Source organism: Collinsella sp. CLA-ER-H5, assembly GCF_040092375.1.
In the GTDB taxonomy this organism is placed as follows: Bacteria; Actinomycetota; Coriobacteriia; order Coriobacteriales; family Coriobacteriaceae; genus Collinsella.
Genome location: NZ_JBBNLR010000010.1, coordinates 17,800 through 42,549, shown reverse-complemented (window position 1 = coordinate 42,549; position 24,750 = coordinate 17,800). Strand labels below are relative to the sequence as shown.

21 protein-coding genes and 1 tRNA gene are annotated in these 24,750 nt (G+C 59.5%); all 22 read right to left on the bottom strand.

Going from position 1 to position 24,750, the window contains the following annotated elements:
- Positions 1-39: 39 nt before the first annotated feature.
- Positions 40-129, bottom strand: a tRNA-Leu gene (locus tag AAAX31_RS05175).
- Positions 130-721: 592 nt separating this feature from the next.
- A complete protein-coding gene (locus AAAX31_RS05170) occupies positions 722-1,750 on the bottom strand; it encodes a dipeptide ABC transporter ATP-binding protein (protein WP_022094888.1) in 1,029 nt (342 codons plus the stop codon).
- A complete protein-coding gene (locus AAAX31_RS05165) occupies positions 1,750-2,841 on the bottom strand; it encodes an ABC transporter ATP-binding protein (protein ID WP_022094887.1) in 1,092 nt (363 codons plus the stop codon). Before AAAX31_RS05165 ends, AAAX31_RS05170 begins: the two co-directional genes overlap by 1 nt.
- A 2-nt stretch (positions 2,842-2,843) precedes the next feature.
- The gene (locus AAAX31_RS05160; RefSeq protein ID WP_055310513.1) at positions 2,844-3,779 is read right to left on the bottom strand and encodes an ABC transporter permease; all 936 of its coding nucleotides are present in this window, start codon (positions 3,777-3,779) and stop codon (positions 2,844-2,846) included.
- 14 nt (positions 3,780-3,793) lie between these two features.
- Positions 3,794-4,831 (bottom strand): ABC transporter permease, encoded by a 1,038-nt coding sequence (locus tag AAAX31_RS05155; RefSeq protein WP_117877270.1) that lies wholly within the window; start codon positions 4,829-4,831, stop codon positions 3,794-3,796.
- 156 nt (positions 4,832-4,987) lie between these two features.
- Entirely contained in the window at positions 4,988-6,664 is a 1,677-nt protein-coding gene (locus tag AAAX31_RS05150) for an ABC transporter substrate-binding protein (RefSeq protein ID WP_349076408.1), read from the bottom strand.
- 293 nt (positions 6,665-6,957) lie between these two features.
- Positions 6,958-7,212 (bottom strand): preprotein translocase subunit SecG, encoded by a 255-nt coding sequence (gene secG / locus AAAX31_RS05145; RefSeq protein ID WP_006236144.1) that lies wholly within the window; start codon positions 7,210-7,212, stop codon positions 6,958-6,960.
- 164 nt (positions 7,213-7,376) lie between these two features.
- Positions 7,377-8,930: a 2,3-bisphosphoglycerate-independent phosphoglycerate mutase gene (gene gpmI, locus AAAX31_RS05140; protein ID WP_349076405.1), complete on the bottom strand. Its 1,554-nt coding sequence runs from the start codon at positions 8,928-8,930 to the stop codon at positions 7,377-7,379.
- Positions 8,931-8,935: 5 nt separating this feature from the next.
- The gene (tpiA, locus tag AAAX31_RS05135) at positions 8,936-9,703 is read right to left on the bottom strand and encodes a triose-phosphate isomerase (RefSeq protein ID WP_022094882.1); all 768 of its coding nucleotides are present in this window, start codon (positions 9,701-9,703) and stop codon (positions 8,936-8,938) included.
- Positions 9,696-10,886, bottom strand: a complete 1,191-nt coding sequence (locus AAAX31_RS05130; RefSeq protein ID WP_117848745.1) for a phosphoglycerate kinase — start codon at positions 10,884-10,886, stop codon at positions 9,696-9,698. Before AAAX31_RS05130 ends, tpiA begins: the two co-directional genes overlap by 8 nt.
- 140 nt (positions 10,887-11,026) lie before the next feature.
- On the bottom strand, positions 11,027-12,052 hold the full coding sequence (gene gap, locus AAAX31_RS05125) for a type I glyceraldehyde-3-phosphate dehydrogenase (protein WP_006236151.1): 1,026 nt from the start codon (positions 12,050-12,052) through the stop codon (positions 11,027-11,029).
- Positions 12,053-12,245: 193 nt separating this feature from the next.
- A complete protein-coding gene (gene whiA, locus AAAX31_RS05120) occupies positions 12,246-13,175 on the bottom strand; it encodes a DNA-binding protein WhiA (RefSeq protein WP_117800625.1) in 930 nt (309 codons plus the stop codon).
- A 6-nt stretch (positions 13,176-13,181) separates the two neighbouring features.
- On the bottom strand, positions 13,182-14,102 hold the full coding sequence (rapZ, locus tag AAAX31_RS05115) for an RNase adapter RapZ (protein ID WP_022094878.1): 921 nt from the start codon (positions 14,100-14,102) through the stop codon (positions 13,182-13,184).
- Between the two features lie 102 nt (positions 14,103-14,204).
- Positions 14,205-14,891 carry an N-acetylmannosamine-6-phosphate 2-epimerase gene (locus tag AAAX31_RS05110; RefSeq protein WP_349076403.1) on the bottom strand — a complete coding sequence of 229 codons (687 nt, stop codon included), beginning with the start codon at positions 14,889-14,891 and terminating at the stop codon, positions 14,205-14,207.
- Positions 14,892-15,032: 141 nt separating this feature from the next.
- Positions 15,033-15,998, bottom strand: a complete 966-nt coding sequence (locus tag AAAX31_RS05105; protein WP_055286945.1) for an ROK family protein — start codon at positions 15,996-15,998, stop codon at positions 15,033-15,035.
- A 172-nt stretch (positions 15,999-16,170) separates the two neighbouring features.
- Positions 16,171-17,091, bottom strand: a complete 921-nt coding sequence (locus tag AAAX31_RS05100; RefSeq protein WP_035138887.1) for a dihydrodipicolinate synthase family protein — start codon at positions 17,089-17,091, stop codon at positions 16,171-16,173.
- Positions 17,092-17,159: 68 nt separating this feature from the next.
- Positions 17,160-18,011, bottom strand: coding sequence for an acetylxylan esterase (locus AAAX31_RS05095; protein WP_349076399.1), 852 nt, complete (start codon positions 18,009-18,011; stop codon positions 17,160-17,162).
- On the bottom strand, positions 18,004-18,981 hold the full coding sequence (locus AAAX31_RS05090) for an acetylxylan esterase (protein WP_117855075.1): 978 nt from the start codon (positions 18,979-18,981) through the stop codon (positions 18,004-18,006). Before AAAX31_RS05090 ends, AAAX31_RS05095 begins: the two co-directional genes overlap by 8 nt.
- A gap of 80 nt (positions 18,982-19,061) precedes the next feature.
- Positions 19,062-19,889, bottom strand: a complete 828-nt coding sequence (locus tag AAAX31_RS05085; protein ID WP_006236159.1) for an ABC transporter ATP-binding protein — start codon at positions 19,887-19,889, stop codon at positions 19,062-19,064.
- Positions 19,890-21,905: a dipeptide/oligopeptide/nickel ABC transporter permease/ATP-binding protein gene (locus AAAX31_RS05080; protein WP_035138893.1), complete on the bottom strand. Its 2,016-nt coding sequence runs from the start codon at positions 21,903-21,905 to the stop codon at positions 19,890-19,892.
- Positions 21,906-21,908: 3 nt separating this feature from the next.
- Positions 21,909-22,865, bottom strand: coding sequence for an ABC transporter permease (locus AAAX31_RS05075; protein ID WP_035138896.1), 957 nt, complete (start codon positions 22,863-22,865; stop codon positions 21,909-21,911).
- A gap of 157 nt (positions 22,866-23,022) precedes the next feature.
- Complete coding sequence (locus AAAX31_RS05070) at positions 23,023-24,636, bottom strand: ABC transporter substrate-binding protein (protein ID WP_099431431.1); 1,614 nt, start codon at positions 24,634-24,636, stop codon at positions 23,023-23,025.
- Positions 24,637-24,750: the final 114 nt, after the last annotated feature.

Below are 24,750 nucleotides of genomic sequence, written 5' to 3'. Positions count from 1 at the left end.
GGTAACAAAAAAGCCTCCGAAGAGGCTTCTCAAATGCGATGGTGTCGGAGGCGGGACTTGAACCCGCATGACCAAAAAGCGGTCACTAGCACCTCAAGCTAGCGCGTCTGCCAATTCCGCCACTCCGACATGCTATATTGTTGATTCACGGTTCGTTTTGTTGGACCCGCGCGTTCAACGAGGAAGATAATAACCTATGATTCGAGAACTGTGCAAGCACTTTTTTCAAAAAAGTTTACGAATTTGTAAATGCGCTGGTAGATCTATATGTTCGGCCCCGAATCGGTGTTGCCTCCCGGCGCGTCCTCGGGCATGAGCGATATTTTGTTGCGCACTTCGTGCTGCAAAATATCGCTCCCCCTGCGGAATGCGCCGGGAGGCAGCACCGATTCGGGGCCTGCAAATGCATACTTCAGGCACAGTTCTCAAACATGTTCTGGGGGCTGATGCAAATTTGGTGGCTCGGCTTTGCGGAGCCCTTATATAAAGAGGCCGGAGCTAAAGCTCCGGCCTCACTAACTTTCCTATTAGATTAAGTGAGCGATCAAGGAATCGCACATCCCACTGCCGAGTTACCGAAGGGCCCGCCCTGGCGTTGCTTTTCAGAACATCCCGCAGGACGCAAGAAACCCCCGCCGCACGAAGTGCGCAGCGGGGGTTTCTTGCATGTCCGAGGACGTTCTGAAAAGCAACGCCAGGGCGGGCCCGGACAAACAATCGACTACAGGTCGATGTGCGATTCCTTGATCGGGAACGGCTCGGCGAAGTGGCAGGCACAGCAGTGGCCCGGAGCAACTTCCTTAAACTCGGGAAGCTTCTCGGAGCAGATGCCCTGCGCGATCGGGCAGCGCGTGTGGAAACGGCAGCCGGTCGGCGGATCCAGCGGTGACGGCGGATCGCCGGCGAGGATGATTCGCTTACGGGTCTTCTGGATATCCGGATCGGGAACCGGCACGGCAGACAGCAGCGACTGCGTGTACGGATGGTGAGGCTCGCTATAGAGCGTCTTCCAGTCCGAAACCTCAACCATCTTACCCAGATACATAACGGCAACGCGATCGGAAATGTGCTGCACGACGGACAGGTCGTGAGCGATAAACAGATACGCGGTACCGAACTTGTCCTGGAGTTCCTTGAGCAGGTTCAGAACCTGGGCCTGAATGGACACATCCAGAGCGGAAACCGGCTCGTCGCAGATAATCAGCTTGGGCTTCAGCGCAAATGCGCGGGCAATGCCGACACGCTGACGCTGACCGCCGGAGAACTCATGAGGATAACGGTTGATGTGCTCGGGGTTCAGTCCAACGACGTCGAGAAGCTCGCGGACGCGCTCAATGCGCTCCTCCTTGGTGCCCACGCCGTGAATGGTCATGGGCTCGGAGACGATCTCACCGATGGTCATACGAGGGTTGAGCGAAGCATAAGGATCTTGGAAGATAAACTGCATCTCGCGACGCATGTCCTTGATCTCATGTTTGCTCATCTCGGCAACATCTTTGCCTTGGAAGAACACCTTACCGGCGGTCGGCTTGGTCAGACGCATGATGGTGCGGCCCGTGGTGGACTTACCGCAACCAGACTCGCCAACCAGGCCAAAGGTCTCGCCCGGATAAATCTCAAAAGAGATGTCATTTACAGCAGAGACGACACGCTTGGAAAAACGCTTGGCGAACATGCCGGACTCAGCGGGGAACTCCTTAGAGAGGTGCTCGACCTTCAGCAACGGAGTACGCTCGTTGGTATCTGCCATTACGCCTCGCCTCCCTTCTTGGAATCCTTGCGCGTACGGGACGTCTCAGGAGCGTTCTTGAGAAACTCGGGGTCACCGGAGTAGTGGCACGCAGAGTAATGACCAGACTCGGTGACAACGCGCTCGGGGCGCTGCTTGCGGCACTTATCGGTCGCATAGGGACAACGAGGCGAGAACACGCAGCCCTCGGGCAGGTTCATGAGCGAAGGCGGGTTGCCGTGAATCGGCGTCAGCGGCTTCTTCTCTTCGATGGCCTGCTCCGGGATGGAGCGGATAAGGCCCCAGGTATAGGGGTGACGGCTCTCGTAGAAGATTTCCTCAGCAGTACCGAACTCGACGGGACGGCCGGCGTACATAACCATGATCTTGTCGGCCATGTCGGCGACGACGCCCAGGTCATGGGTAATCATGATGATGGCGTTGCCGTTCTTCTCCTGCATTTCCTGCATGAGCTCGATAATCTGAGCCTGAATGGTAACGTCCAGAGCCGTCGTGGGCTCGTCGGCAATCAGAATATCGGGATCGCAGGCAAGAGCCATGGCAATCATGACGCGCTGACGCATACCGCCAGAGAACTGGTGCGGATACTCATTGACGCGCTTCTCGGGCTCGGGAATACCAACGAGGTCCAAAAGCTCGGTGGCACGCTTGAGCGCCTCCTGCTTGGAGTAGCCACGGTGCAGACGAAGGCCCTCGCCCACCTGCTTGCCGATCTTATAAACCGGGTTCAAGGAGGTCATAGGATCCTGGAAGATCATCGCGATATCGTTACCGCGAATGTGCTGCATCTCTTCCTCGGTCATCTCGAGGATGGAGCGGCCGCGATAGCGAACGTCGCCGCCCTCGATCTTTCCCGGAGGCATCGAGATAAGGCCCATGATGGTCATGGCGGTCACGGACTTACCGGAGCCGGATTCACCGACGACTCCCAGGGTCTCGCCGCGATCGAGCGTGTAGGAGACACCGTCGACAGCGCGAACGACGCCATCCTCGGTGTGGAAATACATCTTAAGGTCATCGACCTCGAGCAGGTGCTGGCCCTCGGGAACCGGCTGGTCCTTCAGGTCCACATAGTTCTTGTTCTTCTTCATCCTTATGCGTCCTTCATCTTGACGTCGAGGGCGTCGCGCAGACCGTCACCCAGCAGGGTGAAGGCGAGCACCGTCGAGAGAATTGCCAGACCGGGCATGATCATCATCCAGGGAGCAGTCAGAAGATACTGCTGACCGTCCTGAATCATGGAGCCCCACGAAGGCGTAGGCGGAATAACGCCCATGCCGAGGAAGGACAGAGCGGACTCGGTCAGGATGGCGCCACCAATGTTCATGGTCGCGTAGACCACGATGGAGGCGACGGAGTTCGGGAAAATGTGACGCACGACGATACGAGCGTCAGATGCACCCATCGCTCGCGCAGCGTCAACATAGTCGTTTTCCTTGACCGTCAAGATTGCAGAGCGGAAGACGCGCGCAATCGAAGGCCAGCCGAGAATACCGATGGCGATAAAGACGTTCTGAAGACCACGGCCGATAACGGCGATCATGGCGACAACGAACAGCACGTACGGGAACGCCAGGAAGATGTCCGCGCAGCGCATGATGATCGTATCCCAGATGCCGCCGTAGAAACCGGCCAGAGCGCCCATGACCAGACCAATCACCGTGGAGATCGCGGTGGCCATAATGCCGACGGACAGCGAAACGCGTGCACCGTAGATAACGCGGACGAGAATGTCGCGACCAAGGGCGTCGGTGCCAAACGGGTGCTCTGCACACGGAGCCAGCAGCGACGTCTCGGCCATGGTAGTCGAGTCGGAAGCCGTCGGCGAACCGAGCCAGGGCTTAGCCCACAGATCCGCGGTCAGTGCAACCAAAACGACGATGATGATCCAGCAGACACCGATAACGGCGAGCTTGTTCTTACGAAGACGCTTAAAAGCGTCGCCCCACAGCGTGCGGGACTTGGCGGGAGCAGATGCGGCCTTGGTGGCGGTAGCCTGCTCCTGAGACTGAGAATCAGTTTCCTGCATGAGACGTACCTCCCTTAGGCCTTATCCGACGGACCGCCAAGGCGGATGCGCGGGTCGAGGAATGCATAGCTAATATCGACGAGCAGGTTGATCACCATGACGACGACGACGATGAGCGTAACGCCGCCCATAACGATGGGCCAGTCACGCATGCTAATGGCGCGATAGACCTCATAGCCGATACCGGGCCAGTTAAAGACCGTCTCGGTCAGGATGGCGCCCGAAAGCATGCCGCCAAAGTCGACACCAATATAGGTAACGACGGGGATGAGTGCATTCTTAAGCGCGTGCTTGATGATGATCGCGCGATTGGAGAGACCCTTGGCCTTTGCCGTACGGATGTAATCCTGGTTCATGACGTCAAGCAGCTGCGAGCGCATAATGCGGGCGGCGTAAGCGGTCGAAACCGAAGCCAGCGTAATGGTCGGAAGCACATAGTGCATCCAATCCTGATACTGAGAGCTGGAACCGCCGGCACCCGAGATCGGCATGGAGAATGCACCGCCCGTGGCGTCCTTGAGAATGACGCCAAAGAACAGCTGCAGCAACATACCGAGCCAGAAAGCCGGAACGGCAACGAGAATCGACGTGGTGAGCGTTACCAAAATATCCCAGAAGGAATAACGCTTAACCGCCGAAATGATACCCGCACCGATACCCATGATTGCCTCGAGTACGATGGCGCACGCGGCAAGTTTGACCGTATACGGATACTTCTGGGCAAAGATTTCCGTAACCGGCAGCTTGCGCTGATACGAATTGCCCAGATCGCCATGAAGCAGGCCGTTCATGTAATACAAGTAACGGTCCACGAGCGACGTTTGAACGGGGTCGCCGTTCTCGTCAAGGATCGCGTTGCCGTCCTCGTCCGACTGGACCAGGTGATAGCGGACGCGAAGCTGAAGCTCCACCTCGGGGGACAGAGCCTTGTCTCCACCGATCAGCTTGATCGGATCTCCCGGCACGATATTCTGGAGGGCGAACAGAATCAGCGTAACGCCCAAAAACACCGGGATGAACTGAAGCACACGTTTAACGATGTACTTACCCATACCACTCCCCTATCTAGGGATTAACCTAAATGGGATGCCGATCGCCAGACCGGCATCCCAAAATTACCATCAGCCAGTTTACCCCAGGTTAGGGAGAACTGTATGTTTCCCATGAGGTCTACGTAAATACTTGACCCTCACGGAAGCTGCAAACTCTTAGGCGAGCTCAGCGGTACCCAGCTCGGCATGCTTCTGCGGATCGACATAGAGGTGCTTGATGCGATCGGAGCCGACGATGGTGTGCGTGTAGAACATCACCGGGATGACCGGGCAGTCGGCAGCGACCATTGCGTCGGCCTCCTGCATCTTAGCGACGCGTTCTTCGTCGTCAACCGTGGTACGAGCCTCGTCGACCTTGGCGTCGAACTCGGGGTTGTTGTAACCAGAGCGGTTGTCGCCACCGAGGGAGTCGGAGTGGAACAGCGGATACAGGAAGTTGTCCATGATCGGGTAGTCGGCAATCCAGCCCAGACGACCGAACTGATAGTTGAAGTTCTGATACTGCTCGAGCAGGGCAGACCACTCAGGGGTATCGGAAGTAGCGGTAACGCCAACCTTGGCGAGGTCGCCGATGATGGACTCCATGATCTCCTTGTGTCCACCGTCCTGGTTGTAGGAAAGGGTCACGTTAATGCCACGATCGCCGTTAGCGTCAGCGGGAGCAACCTTGTCGAGGTACTCGTTGGCCTTGTCGACGTCGTAGGCGCAGAACTCCCATGCGCCCTCCTTGTAGCCATCGATGCCCGGAGGAACAATGCCGTCGGCGGGGGTACGGGTACCCTTGAAGATGGTCTTGCAGATGGCCTCACGGTTAATGGCCAGGGAGATACCCCTGCGCAGGTCGGCGTTGTTGAACGGCTCGGCCGTGTTGTTGCAGGTCAGGTAGTAGGTGGAAGGCTCGGAGCCGAGCAGCATGCGCTCGCCGTCGCCCATGGTGTAGCCGTCCTTGGACACGCCGCGATCCTTCTTGGCGGCGTCGATCTGAGCAACGGGAACGTCGCAGACGTCGAGGTTACCGGCCTGGAACTCCTTGTAAGCGGTCTCCATGTCCTTGATGACCTGGAAGTGGATGCCATCGATCTTGGCCTTGTCGCCATAGTAATCGTCGAACTTCTTGAGGTTGATCTCCTGACCATCCTCCCACTTGCCGTCCATCATGAACGGGCCGTTACCGACCGGTGCAAGATAGAAGCTCTTGGCATCGGACTCGGCGCACTCGGGAACCGGGGCCAGAGCCGGGTGAGAGGCGACGAAGGGGAAGTCGGCGTAAGCGGAAGACAGCTTGACGACGAGGGTCTCATCGTCGGGGCAGGTAACACCGCTGAGCTCAGTAGCGTTACCGGCAAGCAGATCGTCATAGCCCTCGACCATGGAAAGGTGATAGGAGACCTCGGAAGGGCCATACTCGGTAGCGATGGCCGACTTGGTGTTGACCAGACGCTCCCAACCGAGCTTGAAGGACTTGGAGGTAACGTCGTCACCGTTGTGGAACTTGGCCTTCTTGATCTTGAAGGTGAACTCGGTGGCGTCGTCGTTGGCCTCGAAGGACTCGCAAGCCAGCGGAACGATCTTGCCCTTCTCGGCGTCATAAGAGGTCAGAGCGTCAAAGAGCTGGTACTCGACCTGAGTGCCCTGGTCCTCCTGGACATTGTAGGGGTCGATGCAGACCGGGTTGTTGATGTAGAAGTTCAGCGTCGAACCGGACTCAGAACCGGAAGCGTCGCCGCCCTTCTTGCCGCATGCGGCAAGAAAAGCCATGGAGCTCGCAGCGAGGGTGCCGCCAACAAAGGCGCGACGACCCATAACGGGCTGGTGGAACATAGAATCAGCCATGCCATCCTCCTTATGAGATAGGACAAAGAAATGTTCAGTCGGACATATGTCGAGACAATCCGATCCGAACCATCAAAACGCCGCCCGCTGCTATGGCTGGTTATGCACAACGGACCAACGTTTTGCAATATAGTAGCGCATTTTATGCACGATTTGGGGCTAATTCCGGTTAACGGTCGAGAATTTCTTTAGTTGGGCGAAGTATGTGGGGATATTCTGGCTCTGTTACAAATATGTAAATAAAAAGGGCCCCGCACCTGCGAGACCCATTGCAAACGTATATACACCGATGCTTAGTAGCCGACGATGCCCTGCGGGAAGAAAAACATGCACAGGACGACGCACACGGCAAAAACAACGGCCATAATTACCGTCAGGCGATCGAGGTTCTGCTCCATGACGCCCGTGGCAGAGCTGGAGTTATACAGCGAGCTAGCGATCATATCCGAAACGCCGGTGCCCTTACCGGAATGCATCAGGACGAGAATCGTCAGCGCCACGGCAGAGACAGCCCAAACGACAAACAGAAGAATCTGGAACGGACCCATAGATAAGCTCCTTAATAGAACAGTTCAAACTCCAGTACTGTACCACAATCCCCCGCTCTCCCCTACCTGCCACTCAAGGACGGGGTGGAAATGGCAGAAATACCAAAAAGGGGGTTGTCCGGTTGTGGACAACCCCCTTACTAGAAAACGGTATTTGTTTTCTACTAGGCCTCGGTGGCGAGCACGCGGCCCGTCATCTCGGCGGAAGGCTCAATACCAGCTATGGTGAGCATGGTCGGGGCGATATCGGAAAGACGGCCGTCCTCGATACCGGTGAGCTTGGCCTTCTCATCAACGATGATGAACGGCACGCGGTTGGTGGTGTGAGCCGTAAACGGATGCTTGGAACCGTCGGAAGCAACGTCAAACATGTGATCGGCGTTGCCGTGGTCGGCGGTAATCAGCGCAAAGCCGCCCTTGGCGAGAATCGCCGGGACAACCTTAGACAGGGCATCGTCAACAGCCTCGACGGCCTTAACGGCGGCGTCGAAAACACCGGTGTGACCAACCATGTCGCAGTTCGCGAAGTTCACGATGTAGAAATCAGCGCGATCTTCGTTGATGGCGGCGACAAGCTTCTCAGTAACCTCGGGAGCGCTCATCTCAGGCTGCAGATCGTAGGTAGCGACCTTGGGGGAAGCGACGAGCACGCGCTCCTCGCCCTCCTTGGGCTCCTCGATGCCGCCGTTGAGGAAGAACGTCACGTGGGCGTACTTCTCGGTCTCGGCGGTGTGCAGCTGCTTCAGGCCATTGGCGGCGATAACGTCGGCCAGGACGTTCTCGGGGAACGTCTTGGGGAAGGCGACCTCGACGTCAAACGTCGGATCGTACTCGGTCATCGTCACAAAGTGCGAAAGCTTGATCTGCTCGCGCTCAAAGCCGTCGAACTCCTTGTCCGTGAACACGCGGGTCATCTGACGAGCACGGTCGGGACGGAAGTTGAAGAAGATGGCCGCGTCGCCCTCGTGGATGCCCTCGTTGTGGGCAGCGAAGGGCTCGACGAACTCGTCGCCGCGCGGATCCTTCTCGTAGTAGGCCTTGATACCGGCAACGGGGTCGGTATCGGCATCGGAAGCGTTGACCATGACGTCGTAGGCGCGCTGGATGCGCTCCCAACGATTATCGCGGTCCATGGCCCAATAACGGCCCGAGACGGTGGCAACGCGAGCGTCGCAACCGGTCTCCTCGGAGATCTTGGCCAGGAAGGCGCAGAACTCACTCATGTAACCGGCACCGGACTGCGGGTCAACGTCGCGGCCATCCATGAAGGCGTGGACGCGAACGGTCTTGACACCGTGCTCGGCAGCCATCTTGACCAGGGCCTCGACGTGGTTCATGTGAGAATGAACACCGCCAGGGCTCATAAGACCCATGAGGTGAAGGGTCTTGCCGTCAGCCTTGACGTCGTCCATAGCCTTGACGAAGACCTCGTTCTTGGCGATGGAGCCGTCCTTGATAGCATTGTTGATGCGCGAAAGCTCCTGGAACACGATGCGGCCGGCACCGATGTTGAGGTGACCCACCTCGGAGTTGCCCATCTGGCCATCGGGAAGACCCACGTCCTCGCCCGAAGCGCCGAGCGTGGTGTGGGGGTACTTCTCGTACAGGCTATCAAGGAAGGGCGTCTTAGCAGCGGCGACGGCGTTCTCGCCATCGGCCGGAGCCAGGCCGCAGCCGTCCATGATGATCAGGAGTGCAGGAAGATGACGTTGTGCCATATGTCCTACTCGCCTGCCTTGACGACCATAGAGGCGAAGTCGGCAGCCTTGAGCGAAGCGCCGCCCACGAGGGCACCGTCAACGTCGGGCTTGGCGACGAGCTCGGCGATGTTGCCGGGCTTGGCAGAGCCACCATAGAGAACGCGGATGCCGTTAGCGAGCTCCTCGCCGAACATCTCCTTGAGGGTCTCACGGATAGCGCCGCAGACCTCCTGAGCGTCCTCGGCGGTAGCGGTCTTGCCGGTGCCGATGGCCCAGATGGGCTCATAGGCGACGACGACCTGCTTGGGGCAGGTGATCTCAAGACCAGCAAGGCCAGCCTTGACCTGGTTCACGACGTGCTCGACATAGGTGCCAGCCTCGCGGACCTCGAGGGACTCGCCGCAGCAGAAGACGGGAACAAGACCGGCGGCAACGAGAGCCTTGGCCTTCTTGTTCTGATCCTCGTCGGTCTCGTGGAAGTAGTCGCGACGCTCGGAGTGACCGATGATGCAGTAGGTGCAGCCAGCGGACTTGAGCATGTCGCAAGAGGACTCACCGGTGAAGGCACCCTTGGCCTCCCAGTACACGTTCTGTGCACCGAGGGCGATGGGGGCAGCCTGAATGCGGTCATGAACCGTGGTGATGTCGATGGTCGGAGGGCAGACGAGTACCTCGACGCCAGCCGGAACCTCGGGCAGAGCCTGAGCCAGCTCGTCGGCGAGCTTAGCGGCCTCGGCGACGTCGTTGTTCATCTTCCAGTTACCAGCGATAAGAAGGGTGCGATTAGGCATCGAGAAGCGCCTCCACTCCGGGCAGGGCCTTACCCTCGACGAGCTCCATGGAAGCGCCACCACCGGTGGAGATCCAGCTCATCTTGTCGGCCAGGTTGAACTTGTTGACAGCTGCGACGGAGTCGCCACCGCCGATGATCGAGGTGCAGTCGGCCTCGGCGACAGCCTCGGCGATAGCCTGGGTGCCGTGAGCGAAGTTATCGAACTCGAAGACGCCCATGGGGCCGTTCCAGAACACAGTCTTGGCGCCCTTGACAGCCTCGGCGTAAAGTTCCTCGGTCTTAGGACCGATGTCCATGCCCTCACGGTCGTCAGGGATAGCGTCGGAAGCGACAACCTCGGGGACAGCGTCCTCACCAAAGTGATCGGCAACACGGTTGTCGATGGGGAGCAGGATCTTGACGCCCTTCTCCTCGGCCTTCTTGAGCATTTCGCCAGCGCGCTCGACCCAGTCCTCTTCCTTGAGAGACTGACCGACGGACAGGCCCTGAGCCAGGAAGAAGGTGTAGGCCATACCGCCACCGATGATCAGGGTGTCAGCAGAGTCGATAAGGTGATCGAGAACGCCGATCTTGGAGGAAACCTTGGAACCGCCGACGATGGCGACGAAGGGGCGCTCGGGCTCGGCGAAGATGCCGGTCAGCGTGTCGACCTCCTTCTCGAGCAGGAAGCCAGCGACGGCAGGCAGGTAAGCGGCGGGGCCCACGACGGAACCCTGGGCGCGGTGAGCGGTGCCGAAGGCATCGAGAACGAAGACGTCACCATAAGAAGCGAGCTTCTTAGCGATCTCGGGATCGTTCTTCTTCTCACGCTTATCGAAGCGGACGTTCTCGAGAACGAGGACCTTGCCCGGCTCGACGGCGGCAACGGCCTCGGCGGCCTTCTCGCCGTAAGTGTCGGCGACAAAGGTAACGTCGAGACCGGAGAGCTCGGCGAGTTTCTTGGCGACGGGCTCGAGGGACAGCTCGGGCTGGAAGCCGGTGCCATCGGGACGGCCGAGGTGGCTCATGAGGATGACGCGAGCGTTGTGCTCAACGAGATAGTTGATGGTGGGCAGGGCAGCCTTGATACGGGTGGTGTCGCCAACGACGCCATCCTTGATAGGCACGTTAAAGTCAACGCGGACGAGAACGCGCTTGCCGTCGACATCGATGTCGCGGACGGTCTTCTTGGTAAAGGCCATGTTTGCTTCTACCTTTCGTACGTGTCTGCCTCCCATTACGGCAGACGATTTCTTATAAAAAGGGCGCGACCCTAGGGTGTAAGCCCTATAAGGCCGCGCCCTTCTTTAGACGCTCAACGAGCTATTCGCTAAAAGCCAAATTAGGCAACGAACTTCTCGAAGTACTTGATGGTGCGGACCATCTGAGAGGTGTAAGAGTTCTCGTTGTCGTACCAAGAGGTGACCTGAACGAGGGTCTGGCCGTTGCCGAGGTCAGAGCACATGGTCTGAGTGGCGTCGAAGATGGAGCCGTGGGTCTCGCCGACGATGTCGCGGGAGACGATCTGGTCCTCGTTGTAGGCGAAGGTATCGGGGATGGTCTCGGCGTAGGCCTTCATGGCAGCGTTGACCTCGTCGACGGTGACCTTCTTGTCAACGACGGCGTAGAGGTTGGTCAGCGAGCCGGTCGGCGTCGGGACGCGCTGGGCGGCACCGATGAGCTTGCCGTTGAGCTCGGGGAGAACCAGGCCGATGGCCTTGGCAGCGCCCGTGGTGTTCGGGACGATGTTCTCGGAGCAGGCGCGGGAGCGACGGAAGTTGCCCTTGCGCTGCGGGCCGTCGAGCGGCATCTGGTCGCCGGTGAAGGCGTGGATGGTGGTCATGATGCCGGACACGATGGGAGCGAAGTCGTTCAGACCCTTGGCCATCGGGGCGAGGCAGTTGGTGGTGCAGGAAGCAGCGGAGATGATGTTGTCCTCAGCGGTCAGCGTCTCGTGGTTGACGTTGTACACGATGGTGGGCAGATCGCTGCCAGCCGGAGCGGAGATGACGACCTTCTTGGCGCCAGCGTTGATGTGGGCCTGAGCCTTAGCCTTGCTGGTGTAGAAGCCGGTGCACTCGAGAACGACGTCGACGTCGAGGTCGCCCCAAGGCAGGTTGTTGGCGTCGGCCTCCTTGTAGATCTTGATCTCCTTGCCGTCAACGGTGATGGAATCCTCGCCAGCAACGACCTCGTGATCGCGAGCGTAGTTGCCCTGCGTGGAGTCGTACTTCAGCAGGTAAGCGAGCATATCGGGAGAGGTGAGGTCGTTGATAGCGACGATCTCGGAGCCCTCATGACCGAACATCTGACGGAAAGCCAGACGACCGATGCGACCGAAGCCGTTAATAGCAACCTTTACTGCCATTGTGTCTCCTTTCGTAAGGCCCCCGCGAGCTACAGCGCCCGCCGTTGAGGCCCACAAACTAACCACTCGCCTAATATACCTTTTTTTTGACTTGAATTTCACGAGAATGCTCGAAATTGAAAATCAAATTTACGTTAAAACGTTTTAAATACTAAAACAGCAGCTAAATCCATATATAAGTCGATACTTTAATCTACCTGTTTGCTTCAATGAGCTTTTCAAGCCGTAAAACACGATGGTAGAGGGCCGACTTCGACAAGGGAGGGTCAGCCATCTCCCCTAAATCACGCAGCGAAAGATCGGGATAGCGCTCGCGCAGGTCGCAAAAGACCGCCAAGGCATCCGGAAGCGCATCGCGAAGGCCTCGCTGCTCGAGCTCATCGATAAGCGCAAGCTGATGCTGGGCAGCACCGGCGCTTCTGGTCTGGTTGGCGAGCTCGGCGTTCACGCGACGGTTCACATCGTTCTTAACCAACTTGACCGCGCGCGCCTCCTCAATCTCGGCAACGCTGCGCTTGGCACCAATCAGCTTTAATAGATGCTCGATTTCCTCGGCGCTCTTAATGTACACGGCATATGACCCCCGCCGCGCATTAACACGAGCATGGACCCCAATCTGCTCCAACAGATCGCAAAGCCCCTTGGCATATTGCTCGCCCTGCACCGCGATCTCCAAATGAAAGTCGCCGCGGGGATCGGCCACGAAACCGCCGGCGATGAGCGCGCCGCGGATGTAGGCAAGCCTGCAGCAGGGACGGGCAACGATGTGCCGGGGAACACCGGCGACGAGCCCTCCCCTGCGGTCGAGAATGCCCAGCAGCACCAGAGCCTTGTCCAGGTCGGGTTGATCGGGCAAGGTGATGAGGTAGTTTCGAACCTTATGCAATACAGATTTACGGACGGTGAACTCCGTTTTGAGCTTAAGGATGCGATGCGTCAGTGTGATCATCGTGCGCGCGACGGCGCCCGTCTCGGTCGCGACCGTCAAACGATACCGCCCAGAGCCGGTAAGCGAGAGCGTACCGCTCACGCGCGTGAGGGCGGCAAGCGTCGACAAGTCGCAGTATTCACATTCGGGTTCGCAGCGCGCAAGCTCGTCGCGCACCTCGGCGGTAAACGACATGCAGGCCTATGCCTTCGTGTTGGCGCGCGACAGGTCGCGATGGGAAATGCTCACGTGATATTGGGCACCTTCCAAATAACGTGCCGTGGCTTCGGCAATGGCAACGCTGCGGTGCTGGCCGCCTGTACAGCCGATGGCGATAGAAAGCTGCGGCTTGCCCTCCGCGATATAGCCCGGCATCACCGTATCGAGCAGCTGTGTCCAAGCCTTCCAAAACTCCTGCGTCTTGGGATGGTCCAGAACAAAATCGGAGACCTTTTTATCGAGACCGGTCATCGTGCGCATCTCGGGATCGTAGAACGGATTAGGCAGGAAGCGGACATCGATCATAATGTCCGCCTCGACGGGCATGCCGTGCTTAAAGCCAAACGAGAATACGTGGACGTCCATGAGCTGTTGGTCGGACAGCTCGGAAAATGCCATACGTAGCTTGTTGCGCAGCGCAGAGGTGCGCAGACGGCTCGTGTCGATAATCATATCGGCTCGGTCGCGCACGCCCTGCAGCTGAAGGCGCTCGCGCTGAATGGCATCGGCCGTAGTCTCCCCCGGCTTGGCAATGGGATGACGGCGGCGATTTTCGCTGTAGCGACGAATCAGCACCTCGTCAGAAGCCTCCAGGAACACGATGTCGCAGCTCATCTCGCGCTCTTCGAGCGCGGCGACCGCATCGAGCAACTCGTCAAACAGCCCCTGGCTACGCAAATCGCAGGTGACGGCGAGATGCCTGCCCACGCCCGTATTGATGCCGACGAGCTCGGCAAGCTGGGCGATGAGACGCGGAGGCAGGTTATCGATGCAAAAATAGCCCATGTCCTCGAACACGTGCATGGCCTGTGTGCGGCCCGATCCGGACATTCCGGTGATGATGACGATATCGGGGATGCGCTCCGAGCGCTCCGCCGCATCCATGGCATCTCCCTTTTGCATGTGCTGCCTCCCAAAAAACAAGCGCGGGACCCAGCAACCCGGATCCCGCGCGGTCAATTGCCTATATTGAGTATACCGCCCCGAGCGGATACGAGGCCTGTCTTACGCCTCAAGCGCAGCCTTGAACCAACTCGTAATACTCGTGGGGTGCGTGATGGCGGTGCCGACGACAACGGCCCAGGCGCCAGCATCGATCGCGGCGCGAGCCTCCTCGGGCGTGTGCACGCGGCCCTCGCAGATGATGGGAAGACCGGGGAATTCCTCGGTCGCCTGACGCAGGAGCGGCAGGTCGGGGCCATCGGCCATGGTGCAGTCGATGGCGGCGACACCGTGAGAAAGCGTGGTGGATACCAGGTCGAAGCCCATGTCGACAGCACGACGAATATCCTCGATGGTGGCACAGTCGGCCATCAGGAGCACACCCTCCTCGTGCAGCGGGCGGAAGGTATCCTCGACCGTCTTGCCATCGGGGCGCGGACGATCGGTGGCGTCGATCGCCACGATATCGGCACCGGCAGCAACGCAGGCGCGAGCGTGACGCAGCGTCGGCGTGATGTAAACGCCCTCGTGCCCATCCTTCCACAGGCCGATGACGGGAACCTCACAGCGACCCTTAATGGCGGCAATGTCGGCAAGGCCCTGGCAGCGAATGGCGGCGGCGCCGCCGAGCTCGCAAGCGCGAGACATTTGCGCCATGGTCTCGGGCGTACGAAGCGGCTCGCCCATATACGCCTGAACGCTCACGACGAGCTTGCCCTTCAGGGACTGGATCAAAGGATCAACGCTCATGTTCGACTCAACCTTTCTCAAAAACAGCCTTCTGAGACACCGCACCTTGACGTTCAAACCGTCGCTCGCGTACCGAAGTACGCTTCGCTCCTCTTTCACGTCAATCTGCGGCACCTCAGAAGGCGCACTTGGTAGCTATGTTTATTTCAACGACGCAAGAAGGTGTTCGGCGGCACCGATGAGCGGAGCATCGCCCTCAAGAGAACCGATGAGGATCGGCGTGTCCTGAAGCGGATCGAGCGCCTGGCTGGCATAGCCCTCGTGTACCGAATCCTTCCACGTCTGTGAACGCCAATCGGGACCTTGGTGAATCACGCCACCCGAAAGCACGATGACCTCAGGGTCCAGGATGTTAGCGAGCGAGCCCAAGCTGGCACCCAGCGCAAAGCCGGCGTCATGGATGACCTCAGTCGCCTTTGCGTCGCCCGCGCGGCACAGGTCGTTTACATCGCGACCGACCGAAGGACGGCTGGGGTCGACGCGGCCAAAGCGCTCGTCGTACATGCGACCAATGGAAGTGCCCGAAGCAACAGACTCAAGATGGCCAGAACGCCCGCAGGCGCAGGGAATGCCGGCGGCAGCCGAGCACTCGATGTGGCCCATATGACCGGCAGCACCGTGGAAGCCCTGCATCACGCGGCCGTTCTCGACATATGCGCCGCCGATGCCCGTACCGATGCCCAGACACAAGACGGAGAACTTGCCCTTGCCGACGCCCCAGTGGGCCTCGCCCAGAGCATGAGCCTGCACGTCGCCCACCACGGCAACGGGAAGACCAAGGTCCTCGCGCAGACGCGGCCCCAACTGAACGCCAGACCAGCCGGGCATGATCTCGTTGGCGTAGGCGATGGCGCCCGTCTTGGGGTCGACGACACCGGCGGCGCCAATACCGATACCGAGGACCTCGACATCGGGGTTCGCCTCGAGAGCAGCCTTGATGGACGCCTCGATGCGCTGGAAAACTGCCTCGCCGCCTTCTTGGGCCTCGGTGGGAACCTCGGCTTCAAAGACCGGATGGGGCACGCCGCCATCAGCCGGATACTCCATAATGGCAGTCGCAATCTTGGTGCCGCCGATATCGACGGAGCAAACGTACTTGTTCTCCATGTCGCTCTCCTTAGGAGATATAAGCAACTACAGGAAATGCGCCGTCAGGCTAGCCGTCACAGCGCGGTAAAGGTTTTCCAGGTGCCCGAGATTGCCGAGAAACCGTGTGGCCATTGACCTAATGGGTCATGGCCGCACGGTTGAACGGCGAGGTCGGGTGCCTGGGAAAGCTTTAAAGGAGGCCGTTGTCCTGGAGGACCTTCTTAATCGCCTCGACGTTCTCGCCGGTCATGGCCTTCACCGGGCGCGGCATGGTCGGGCTGTCGAAGATACCCATGAGGTTCATAGCGGTCTTGAAGGCGCCGACGCCACCGGCATAGCCCTGGACGCCCGAGGTGACATCCCAGATGTGCGAAATCTCATTGAGGCGATCCTGCTCGGCCTTGACGGTAGCCCAGTCACCAGCCTGAGCGGCCTTCCACTGACGCACGTAGCCCTCGGGCTCAACGTTGGCGAGACCCGGGACGGAACCGTCGGCGCCACCGAGGTAGGCGCCGTCGACAACAACCTCGTGGCCGGTGAGAATGCTCATCGGATGGCCGTTCTTCTCGTTCTCCTGAACGAGGTAGCGGAACGAGATGTCATCACCCGAGGAATCCTTGACGCCGGCCAGAACGCCCTCGGCGCCGAGCTTGGCAAGGAGCTTCCAGGGGAGCTTGGTGTGAACGCAGACGGGAATGTCATAGGCAAAGATGGGCAGGTCGAGCTCCTCGTGCAGGATGCGGAAGTGCTCCTCGACCTCGGTCATGCCCTGCAGGGCATAGAACGGGCAGGTGGCGACGAGGGCATCGGCGCCCAGCTCCTGAGCGACCTTGCCGTGCTCAATCATGCGCTCGGTCTCGGTATCGATGATGCCGACCAGAACAGGCACGCGGTGGTCGACGATGCGGACGGCCTCGGCGATGATCTGGCGACGACGCTCGTCGGTGGAGAAAACGACCTCACCCGAAGAGCCCAGGAAGAACAGGCCATCGACGCCGGCATCGATCATGCGGTTGATGCTGCGCTCAAAGGAGGCAACATCGAGCTGGTGATCTTCGGTATCGGGAACAACGACGGGAGGGATAACGCCGGTGAATTTCTGAGTTGCCACAAGAATCTCCTTAGTTGTCTGGCGGGCGGCCCTATGCCACCCACTCTTGTTGGCAGTGTCCAGGCCGTCTAGGCCAAAGAACACGAGTAGAACGTTTGGTTAAAAAAGTCTACGACTTCGTTTTCGAACGCATTGATGCGCTCGTGAGCGTATTTTGCATAGATGATATGCCTCCGGTCACACTCAAGACCGTTGAATACGGCAAACTGATCCTTGGGATCGCTCACGGTATCCATAAGCGATGTGCCCATGAGCACCGATCCGCGCACCCGAGACGACAACGCCTCGAGGCCGCCAGGAAGCAGATTGGCAACCGCCGTGCAGGCGAGGCCCCGCTCGTCCAGAGCGGAAACCGCCAGCGCGACTCCGCCGCCAAGACCCTCGCCCCATGCAAAGATGCGGTCGGGGTCCATGCCATCAAGATTGCGCGCGACCTCCGCCAACGCGCAGCCCCAACGGACGCGCCTGACAAAAGCAGGCGAGGTAATCCCCTGCCGCAGATCGCTGAGTCCAATCGCCTCATCGTCCAGCGCAAGCACGGCATATCCCATGGCCGCAAACCTCGTTATGTGATGCCATCCCCGCACGGGTCGGTCGATGTCGTGAAACATCAGACATAGCGGCACAAGCTCGGATGCTCGGGCGCGACCGGCAGGCTCGATCAAACGTGCGTGGACCACATCGCCACCAAGCTCAAAGGAAACCTCGGAGTAGCGGGCATACGGATTGGCGAAATCGATCGGCGTAATACTCGGCCCGCAAACCTCAAGGTCCGAAGCGGCTATCTCTAATTCGGAAACATCCGCAAAAGCATCACCGCGCCAATCCCGGAAATCAGCGAGCCTTGACGAGACCGTTCCGGGAATCCCCACAAGGTCGGAGACAATCAGCTCATTGACATTGCTCTCGCACTTAGACATGAGCCTCCCCTCCCTTGCAGAAAAACGGAATGATCAGATCGTCAAAATCCTGAATCTCCTCGTGGCCAAAGCCTTCAAAGAACTCATGACGCTTTTCACAAGTCAGGTTGTTATAGACCGCAAACTGCGTCGCTGGCGGACAGACGGTATCGGCTGTGCCGGTGCCAAACAGCACGGGGCATTTGACCATAGGGGCAAAGTTCTTGGAATCGAAGTACGCCAGTTTGGCATAGGCTTCGTCGATACGAGTCGAATCCTCGTCAAACCAACGCGACCAATAGCGCAGGCCCTCATAGGCGATATCGTCGGCATCCAAATCCCAGACCAGGCGGAAATCTGACAGGAAGGGATAGAGGATGGCGGCGCGATTGATAAGCTCGCTGTTAAGTGCACAGGTCGCAATGCCCAAACCGCCGCCCTGCGACGCGCCGTTCACAAACACACGGGCAAGATCGATGCCCTCAAGCTCGCGAACGATGCGGCACAGGATGCGAATGTCCTGGTGCAGACGGACATAGTAGAGGTTGGCCGGATCGCCGTCGATACCGGCGACAATATGGCCCGCGACCGTCGTACCCTCAAATCCGCCAATATCCTCGGAGGGACCGCCCTGACCAGGACAGTCAAGCGCGATGAGCGCCATGCCCATGCCCGCAAACGACGCCTGCTCAAACCAGCTGCGGCTTGCACCCGGATACCCATGGAACTGAAGTACCAATGGCACGGGCTCGTCCGAGACGGGTTTAAGGTACTTGGCATGCAGGCGGGCGCCACACATGCCGGTATACCAGAGGTCGAAAAGCTGGCAGGTCACGGCATCGGTGACCGATGCCGTCTCGATCGCATAGTCAAGCCCGACGGCGTCGGCCTCGGCCATGCGGTCCTTCCAAAAGAGATCGAAATCTGATGGACGGGGCATGGCGCCTCGATATTCACCAAATTGATGTTGCAGCTCCTGAGCGCTTGGCATGGCTCGTGAACCCAACCTTTCGAAATCGCAACGGAGGTGCGCCCGGCAAGGGAACCGGGCGCACGGGAGGGAAAGCGAGGCTACTCGCCGAGCTTGGGATGCAGCAGGGACGGCGCAGCGCCGAGCAGCATCTTGGTGTAGGGGTCCTGAGGGTGCTGGAAGACCTGCTTGGCCTCGCCCTGCTCGACGATCTTGCCGCCATTCATAACGATGATGTCGTCAGAGATATAGCGGACCGTCTGGATGTCATGGCTGATGAACACCATGGCCAGGCCGAGCTCCTTCTTAAGGTCGGTCAGCAGGTTCAGAATCTGCGCGCGGACCGAAACGTCCAGAGCCGAGGTGGGCTCGTCGGCGATGATGGCATCGGGGTTCAGCGACAGGGCACGGGCAATTGCGACGCGCTGGCGCTGACCGCCCGAAAGCTGGCCGGGAAGAACCTCGGCGGCGGAGCTGGGCAGACCGGTGAGCTCCAAGAGCTCCTTGACGCGCTTCTCCTGCTCGGCCTCGGTACCCAGGTTGTGGACGCGCATGGGGTCGAGCAGTTGCTCGCGAACGACCATGCGGGGGTTGAGCGCCGTGGCCGGGTTCTGGAACACGACCGAGATGACGCGACCCATGTGGCGACGGTCCTCGGCGGTACGTTTGGTAACGTCCTTGCCCTTAAAGTAGACCTTGCCGCTCGTGGGGGCCTGCAGGCCGCACATGACGTTGGCGGTGGTGGACTTACCGCAACCGGACTCGCCGACGATGCCGATCGTCTGACCGGGCATGAGCTTAATCGTTACACCCTGGACGGCGTGAACCAGGTTAGGGTGGAGAATCGAACCGGTACGGGTCCTAAAGGTGACGTGGACGTCATCAAGGAAGATGATCGGCTCGACGCCGTTGACTGCGGTCTCGCTCATCTACATCACCTCCGCGTGAGGGGTCAAACCATTTGCCTTGAGCACCTCGTCGGGGAGCTCGGAATAGAAGTGCTCGGTGCCAGGAACGCGCTTGAAGACCGGACGGGTGTCCAGGCCAATACGCGGATGGCTCGAGCGGGGCGCGAAGCGATCACCCTTGGGGAAATCGCGCGGGCTCGGAACGGCGCCGGGCACCTGGTGCAGGCGGCCCGAACCGCTCTCGATGGACAGAACGGAACCCAGAAGACCGCGGGTGTACTCGTGGATCGGGTTGGTGAGCAGCTCCTTGGTGGGCGCCTGCTCGATAACCTGACCGGCGTACATAACCGTGATGTTATGGGCGACCTCGGCGACCAGCGCCAGGTCGTGCGAGACGAAGATCATGGCAAAGCCGAGCTTGGCCTGAAGGTCGTTGAGCAGCTTGATGACCTGCTTCTGGACGGTAACGTCCAGAGCGGTCGTGGGCTCGTCACAGATGACCAGCTTGGGGTCGCGGGTAAGGGCCATAGCGATCAGAACACGCTGACGCTGGCCACCGGAAAGCTCATGCGGGTAGCTCTCGAGCGTACGCTTGGGGTCGAGGCCCACGAGCTCCAGGAGTTCCTCGGCGCTGCGGGTGCCGCCGCGCTTGGTGAGCTGCTTCATCTGGGCAGAGATGAGCATGGAGGGGTTAAGCGAGGACAGGGCGTCCTGATAGACCATAGCGATATCGGTACCGCGCAGGCCGAACCACTCCTTCTTGCTCATCTTGAGCAGGTCGCGACCCTCCCAGAGAACCTCGCCGGAAAGATGCTCGTCATCGTCGGTCAGGCCCATGATGGCCAGCGTGGTGATGGACTTACCGCAACCGGACTCGCCCACCAGGCCCATGGTCTGACCAGGACGGACGTCAAAGTTGACATGGTCGACGACGTTGATATCACCGTGATGCTCAAACTGGATGCAGAAGTCACGGACCGAGAGAATCGGTTCGACAGACTCGTCGGGCACATGGCGATCGTCACGCTTGAGCTCGACATCGCGCAGGGCGCCAAGGCGAGCGGAGAGGGACTGGGCTTGCTCCTTATAGGCGCGAACGGGGTCGGAGACCAGCAGATCGGCCTCGCGACGCTTGGAGGAATCGGTCGGATCCAGGGCGGCGGAGGGAGCAGCGGCCATAGCGTCGGTAATGCCCTCGGAGAGGATATTGAGCGCCAGGCAGGTGATCATGATGGCCAGGCCTGGGAACAGCGCCTGCCACCAACGGCCGGCAAGCACGCCGCCGCGGGCGTCGGCGAGGATGTTGCCCCAGGTAGCGGTGGGCTCCTGGATACCAGCGCCGATGAAGGTCAGCGAGGCCTCGAAGATGATGGCGTCGGCGACCAGGGTAACGGTGAAGACCATGATCGGAGCGATGCAGTTACGCAGAACATGCTTGATCAAAATCCACGGAGCCTTGGCGCCGGAAACGATGACCGCGCGGACATAGTCCTCGCCGTACTCGGACACGATGTTGGCGCGCACGATACGGGCAATCTGCGGAGTGTACATAAAGCCGATGGCAAAGATGATCGACGGCACGGAGTTGCCCAGGATGGAGACGAAGACGGCCGCGAGGGCGATGCCCGGGATGGACATGATGATGTCCAAGATACGCATGATCGTCTCGGAGACGGCCTTGCGCGAAACCGCTGCAAGGGCGCCCACGACCGAGCCGCAGACCAAAGCCATGGCAGTGGCGCCAAAGCCGATAATCAGCGAGTAACGACCACCGTAGAGCATACGCGACAGAATATCGCGACCCTTATCGTCGGTACCAAAGATAAATCCGTTGCCGGGAGCCTGGCGAGCCGTAAAGATCTCGACCGGGCTATAGGGGGCAAGAAGGGGCGCCAGAATCGCAGTCAGGGCGACCAGCACCAGCACGACGGCGGCAATCTTAGAAGACAGCGTCATCTTCTTCCAGCCACCGAGCTTGAGCCCCTTGGAGGCAGCCTTCTCGAGCTGCTCGGTTTGCTTCTCTCGAATCTTTACCATAATCTACACCGTCCTGATGCGCGGGTTGATGAGCAGGTAGAGCATGTCAACCACGATGTTGATGATGATGAAGGCAAGAGCAACGACGATAACGACGCCCTGAACCAGGTTCGCCTCGTTGCCCTGAACGCCCTGCAGAATCGCGGTGCCCATGCCGGGGAGGTTGAAGATAACCTCGATGACGACGGCGCCGCCCATAAGGTAACCGATCTTAAGACCGAGGGTGGTGACCGGGGTGATCAGCGCATTGCGAAGAACGTTGATGCCGACGACGACCTTCTCGGGAACGCCGGCGCCGCGGGCCATACGGACATAGTCCTTGTCGAGCTCCTCGACCATGGCGGTACGCACGATACGAGTCATCTGGCCCGTCAGCGGAAATGCCAAGGCGATAGCGGGCATGATCATACGTCCCAGATAGCCAACCGGATTCGTGGTGAAGTGGGGCAGAGCACCCGATGCCGGGAGCACCTTAAGGTAGGAAGAGAACAGCAGGATCAACAGAACGGCAAGCCAGAACGACGGGGTTGCCAAGCCGGCGATGGAAAAGACGCGGATCACTTGGTCCGGCCATTTATCGCGATACAGTGCCGCGATGACGCCGAGTAAAAACGAAACGACCGCACCGATGGCAAGACCGATGAAGGTCAGCTGCATCGTGACGGGCAGGGCCGTGGAGATGCGCTTGGCAACGGAGTTGCGAGCAGCACCATAGGTGCCCATGTCGCCATGAATCAGATCGCCCATATAGCGCACGTAGCGCACGGGCCAGGGGTCGTCCAGACCATACTTCTCATGGTACTCGGCAACCGCCTCGGGCGAGGCACCGTCACCCAACGCCGTGTAGGCGGGGTCGGTCTTGGAGAACGACATAAGGAAGAACACCAGGACGGTGACGCCCAATGCCATGATCGGCAGCGCCACAAGACGCCTTCCAATCAAACGTAGCAAGTTGTTCACGTTCTCTCCCCTTTCTTTTGTCGGTAGGACCAACTGGTATATGAGTACGGATACTCATTACAAGACCCGAGCGACATCGTTGCCGCCCGGGTCTTTGTTTCAACTATGAGGATACGGTCCCAACGACCGACATCCTGCATACAGACTCAAGCGAGTCTTACGCCTTGACGGTCGCAACGCCCCTGAAGGACATGCTCGTCGTGCCGATGCCCTTGAAGCCATCGAGGGCCTCGCCGTTGGGCGCAGTGGACGGATCGTCCCAGGAAGCGGAGACGGTCTTGACGTGGACAACGGGGTACAGAACGGCGTTGTCGGCAATGATGTCGAAGCACTCGTTCCACTTCTTCTGCTGCTCGTCGCCCTCGGCGGCAAGAGCCTCGTCCATGAGACTGTGGAGCTTCTGCCACTCAGCGGACTCCTTCCACGGGCAACGGGTCTGCATCCAGACGTTGTCGCCGTACCACCAGTTGAGCAGCAGGTCGGGGTCAGCGCCGAAGCAGGAAGGATCGCCAGGGGCAAGGAGGATATCGTAGGCCTCGCCGCCGTCGATGGCAGCGTAGGTGGCCGGCGAGGTATCGGTCTGGATGGTCACATCGAAGCCGAGAGCGTCGAGGTCGTTCTTGACCTGGGCGGCCATGCCCTTAATCTGCTCGTTGTCGGTGGTGCGCAGGGTGATAGCACCCGGGGTGATGCCAGACTCCTCGATGAGCTTCTTAGCCTTCTTGGCGTCGGTCTTGTACACCGTGGAAGCCTCATGATAGTTGGTAAAGCTCTTGGGCAGGTAGCAGCTGGCAGCGGTGGCAAGGCCGGCGAAGGTGTTGCTGACCATCTTCTCGGTGTCGAGCGCATACATGACAGCCTGACGGACCTTGACGTTGTTCCAAGGCTCCTTGGCGACGTTGAACATGATGAAGCGGGTGCCAAAACCCTGAACGTTATCGATCTTGCAGCCGGCGCTCTCGAGCTGGTCGACGGCGTCAGCGGTAACGAGCTCCATAACGAGCGTGGAGCCCTCCTGCTGAGCGGTAACGCGAGCGGTGGGGTCGGTCAGGATGCTGTACTGGATCTTCTTATCCTCGGCAGCATACTCACCGTTGTACTCGGGGTTGGGAACCAGGGTGATCTCGGTATCGGAGATAGAGTCGTACATCCAGGGGCCGGAGCCGATCGGCTGCTTGGCGCGATCCTCCTCGGTCTGGGTGGCCGGGGTAACGCGGACGATGGCCAGACGATCCTTGAGCAGGGAGAAGTTGGGGACCTTGGTCTTGACCGTCACGGTGCTGGCGTCCTTGGCCTCGATGGACTCGAAGGGCTGGAAGAACGGAGCATAGGTAGCGGAAGCGGCGCAAGCGGTGTAGGAGGCAACGACATCGTCAGCGGTGACCTCGGTGCCATCGGAGAACTTGGCGCCCTTGCGGATGGTGACCTCGAAAGTGGTGTCGTCCACAGACTTGGGATCGTCGGTGGCGAGCTCGTTGAAGGTGCTGTAGTCGTGGTAATCGATGCCGTAGAGGCCCTCGACGACGTGCCAGTTAGCACCCAGGCCCACAGCGGAGCCGGTGCTGGCGGGATCGAAGCTGGACGGAGCGTAAGCGGAACCAGCGGTGATCACGCCGCCGCCACGGTTGGCGGAATCGGTGGAACCGGAAGCGGAACCCTCGTCGCTGGAGTTGCCACCGCAGCCGGTGAGACCAAGCCCTGCGACAGCAGCGACGCTGCCGGTGAGGCCGAGGAACGAACGCCTGGACATACCCTTGTTGATGATGGCCATGTCTTCTCCTATCAATAGAGAATCTTACCCGGGAGCACCTAGACGTGCCCCCGCGCAACTTGCGGACGATATATACCTTACCTACCGACGAGCCCAACTGAGGTGCCGCGCTCG

Excerpts from the sequence above, each read along its gene's own strand:
- AAAX31_RS05080 (WP_035138893.1), bottom strand. The coding sequence starts at position 21,905 with ATGGTAAAGATTCGAGAGAAGCAAACCGAGCAGCTCGAGAAGGCTGCC.
- gap (WP_006236151.1), bottom strand. The coding sequence starts at position 12,052 with ATGGCAGTAAAGGTTGCTATTAACGGCTTCGGTCGCATCGGTCGTCTG.
- AAAX31_RS05160 (WP_055310513.1), bottom strand. The coding sequence starts at position 3,779 with ATGCAGGAAACTGATTCTCAGTCTCAGGAGCAGGCTACCGCCACCAAG.
- AAAX31_RS05155 (WP_117877270.1), bottom strand. The coding sequence starts at position 4,831 with ATGGGTAAGTACATCGTTAAACGTGTGCTTCAGTTCATCCCGGTGTTT.
- AAAX31_RS05070 (WP_099431431.1), bottom strand. The coding sequence starts at position 24,636 with ATGGCCATCATCAACAAGGGTATGTCCAGGCGTTCGTTCCTCGGCCTC.
- whiA (WP_117800625.1), bottom strand. The coding sequence starts at position 13,175 with ATGTCGTTTACCGCCGAGGTGCGCGACGAGCTTGCGCGCTGCGAACCC.
- AAAX31_RS05105 (WP_055286945.1), bottom strand. The coding sequence starts at position 15,998 with ATGGAGAACAAGTACGTTTGCTCCGTCGATATCGGCGGCACCAAGATT.
- AAAX31_RS05130 (WP_117848745.1), bottom strand. The coding sequence starts at position 10,886 with ATGGCCTTTACCAAGAAGACCGTCCGCGACATCGATGTCGACGGCAAG.
- AAAX31_RS05095 (WP_349076399.1), bottom strand. The coding sequence starts at position 18,011 with ATGTCTAAGTGCGAGAGCAATGTCAATGAGCTGATTGTCTCCGACCTT.
- rapZ (WP_022094878.1), bottom strand. The coding sequence starts at position 14,102 with ATGCAAAAGGGAGATGCCATGGATGCGGCGGAGCGCTCGGAGCGCATC.
- secG (WP_006236144.1), bottom strand. The coding sequence starts at position 7,212 with ATGGGTCCGTTCCAGATTCTTCTGTTTGTCGTTTGGGCTGTCTCTGCC.
- AAAX31_RS05165 (WP_022094887.1), bottom strand. The coding sequence starts at position 2,841 with ATGAAGAAGAACAAGAACTATGTGGACCTGAAGGACCAGCCGGTTCCC.
- AAAX31_RS05090 (WP_117855075.1), bottom strand. The coding sequence starts at position 18,981 with ATGCCAAGCGCTCAGGAGCTGCAACATCAATTTGGTGAATATCGAGGC.
- gpmI (WP_349076405.1), bottom strand. The coding sequence starts at position 8,930 with ATGGCACAACGTCATCTTCCTGCACTCCTGATCATCATGGACGGCTGC.
- AAAX31_RS05150 (WP_349076408.1), bottom strand. The coding sequence starts at position 6,664 with ATGGCTGATTCTATGTTCCACCAGCCCGTTATGGGTCGTCGCGCCTTT.
- AAAX31_RS05170 (WP_022094888.1), bottom strand. The coding sequence starts at position 1,750 with ATGGCAGATACCAACGAGCGTACTCCGTTGCTGAAGGTCGAGCACCTC.
- AAAX31_RS05110 (WP_349076403.1), bottom strand. The coding sequence starts at position 14,891 with ATGAGCGTTGATCCTTTGATCCAGTCCCTGAAGGGCAAGCTCGTCGTG.
- tpiA (WP_022094882.1), bottom strand. The coding sequence starts at position 9,703 with ATGCCTAATCGCACCCTTCTTATCGCTGGTAACTGGAAGATGAACAAC.
- AAAX31_RS05085 (WP_006236159.1), bottom strand. The coding sequence starts at position 19,889 with ATGAGCGAGACCGCAGTCAACGGCGTCGAGCCGATCATCTTCCTTGAT.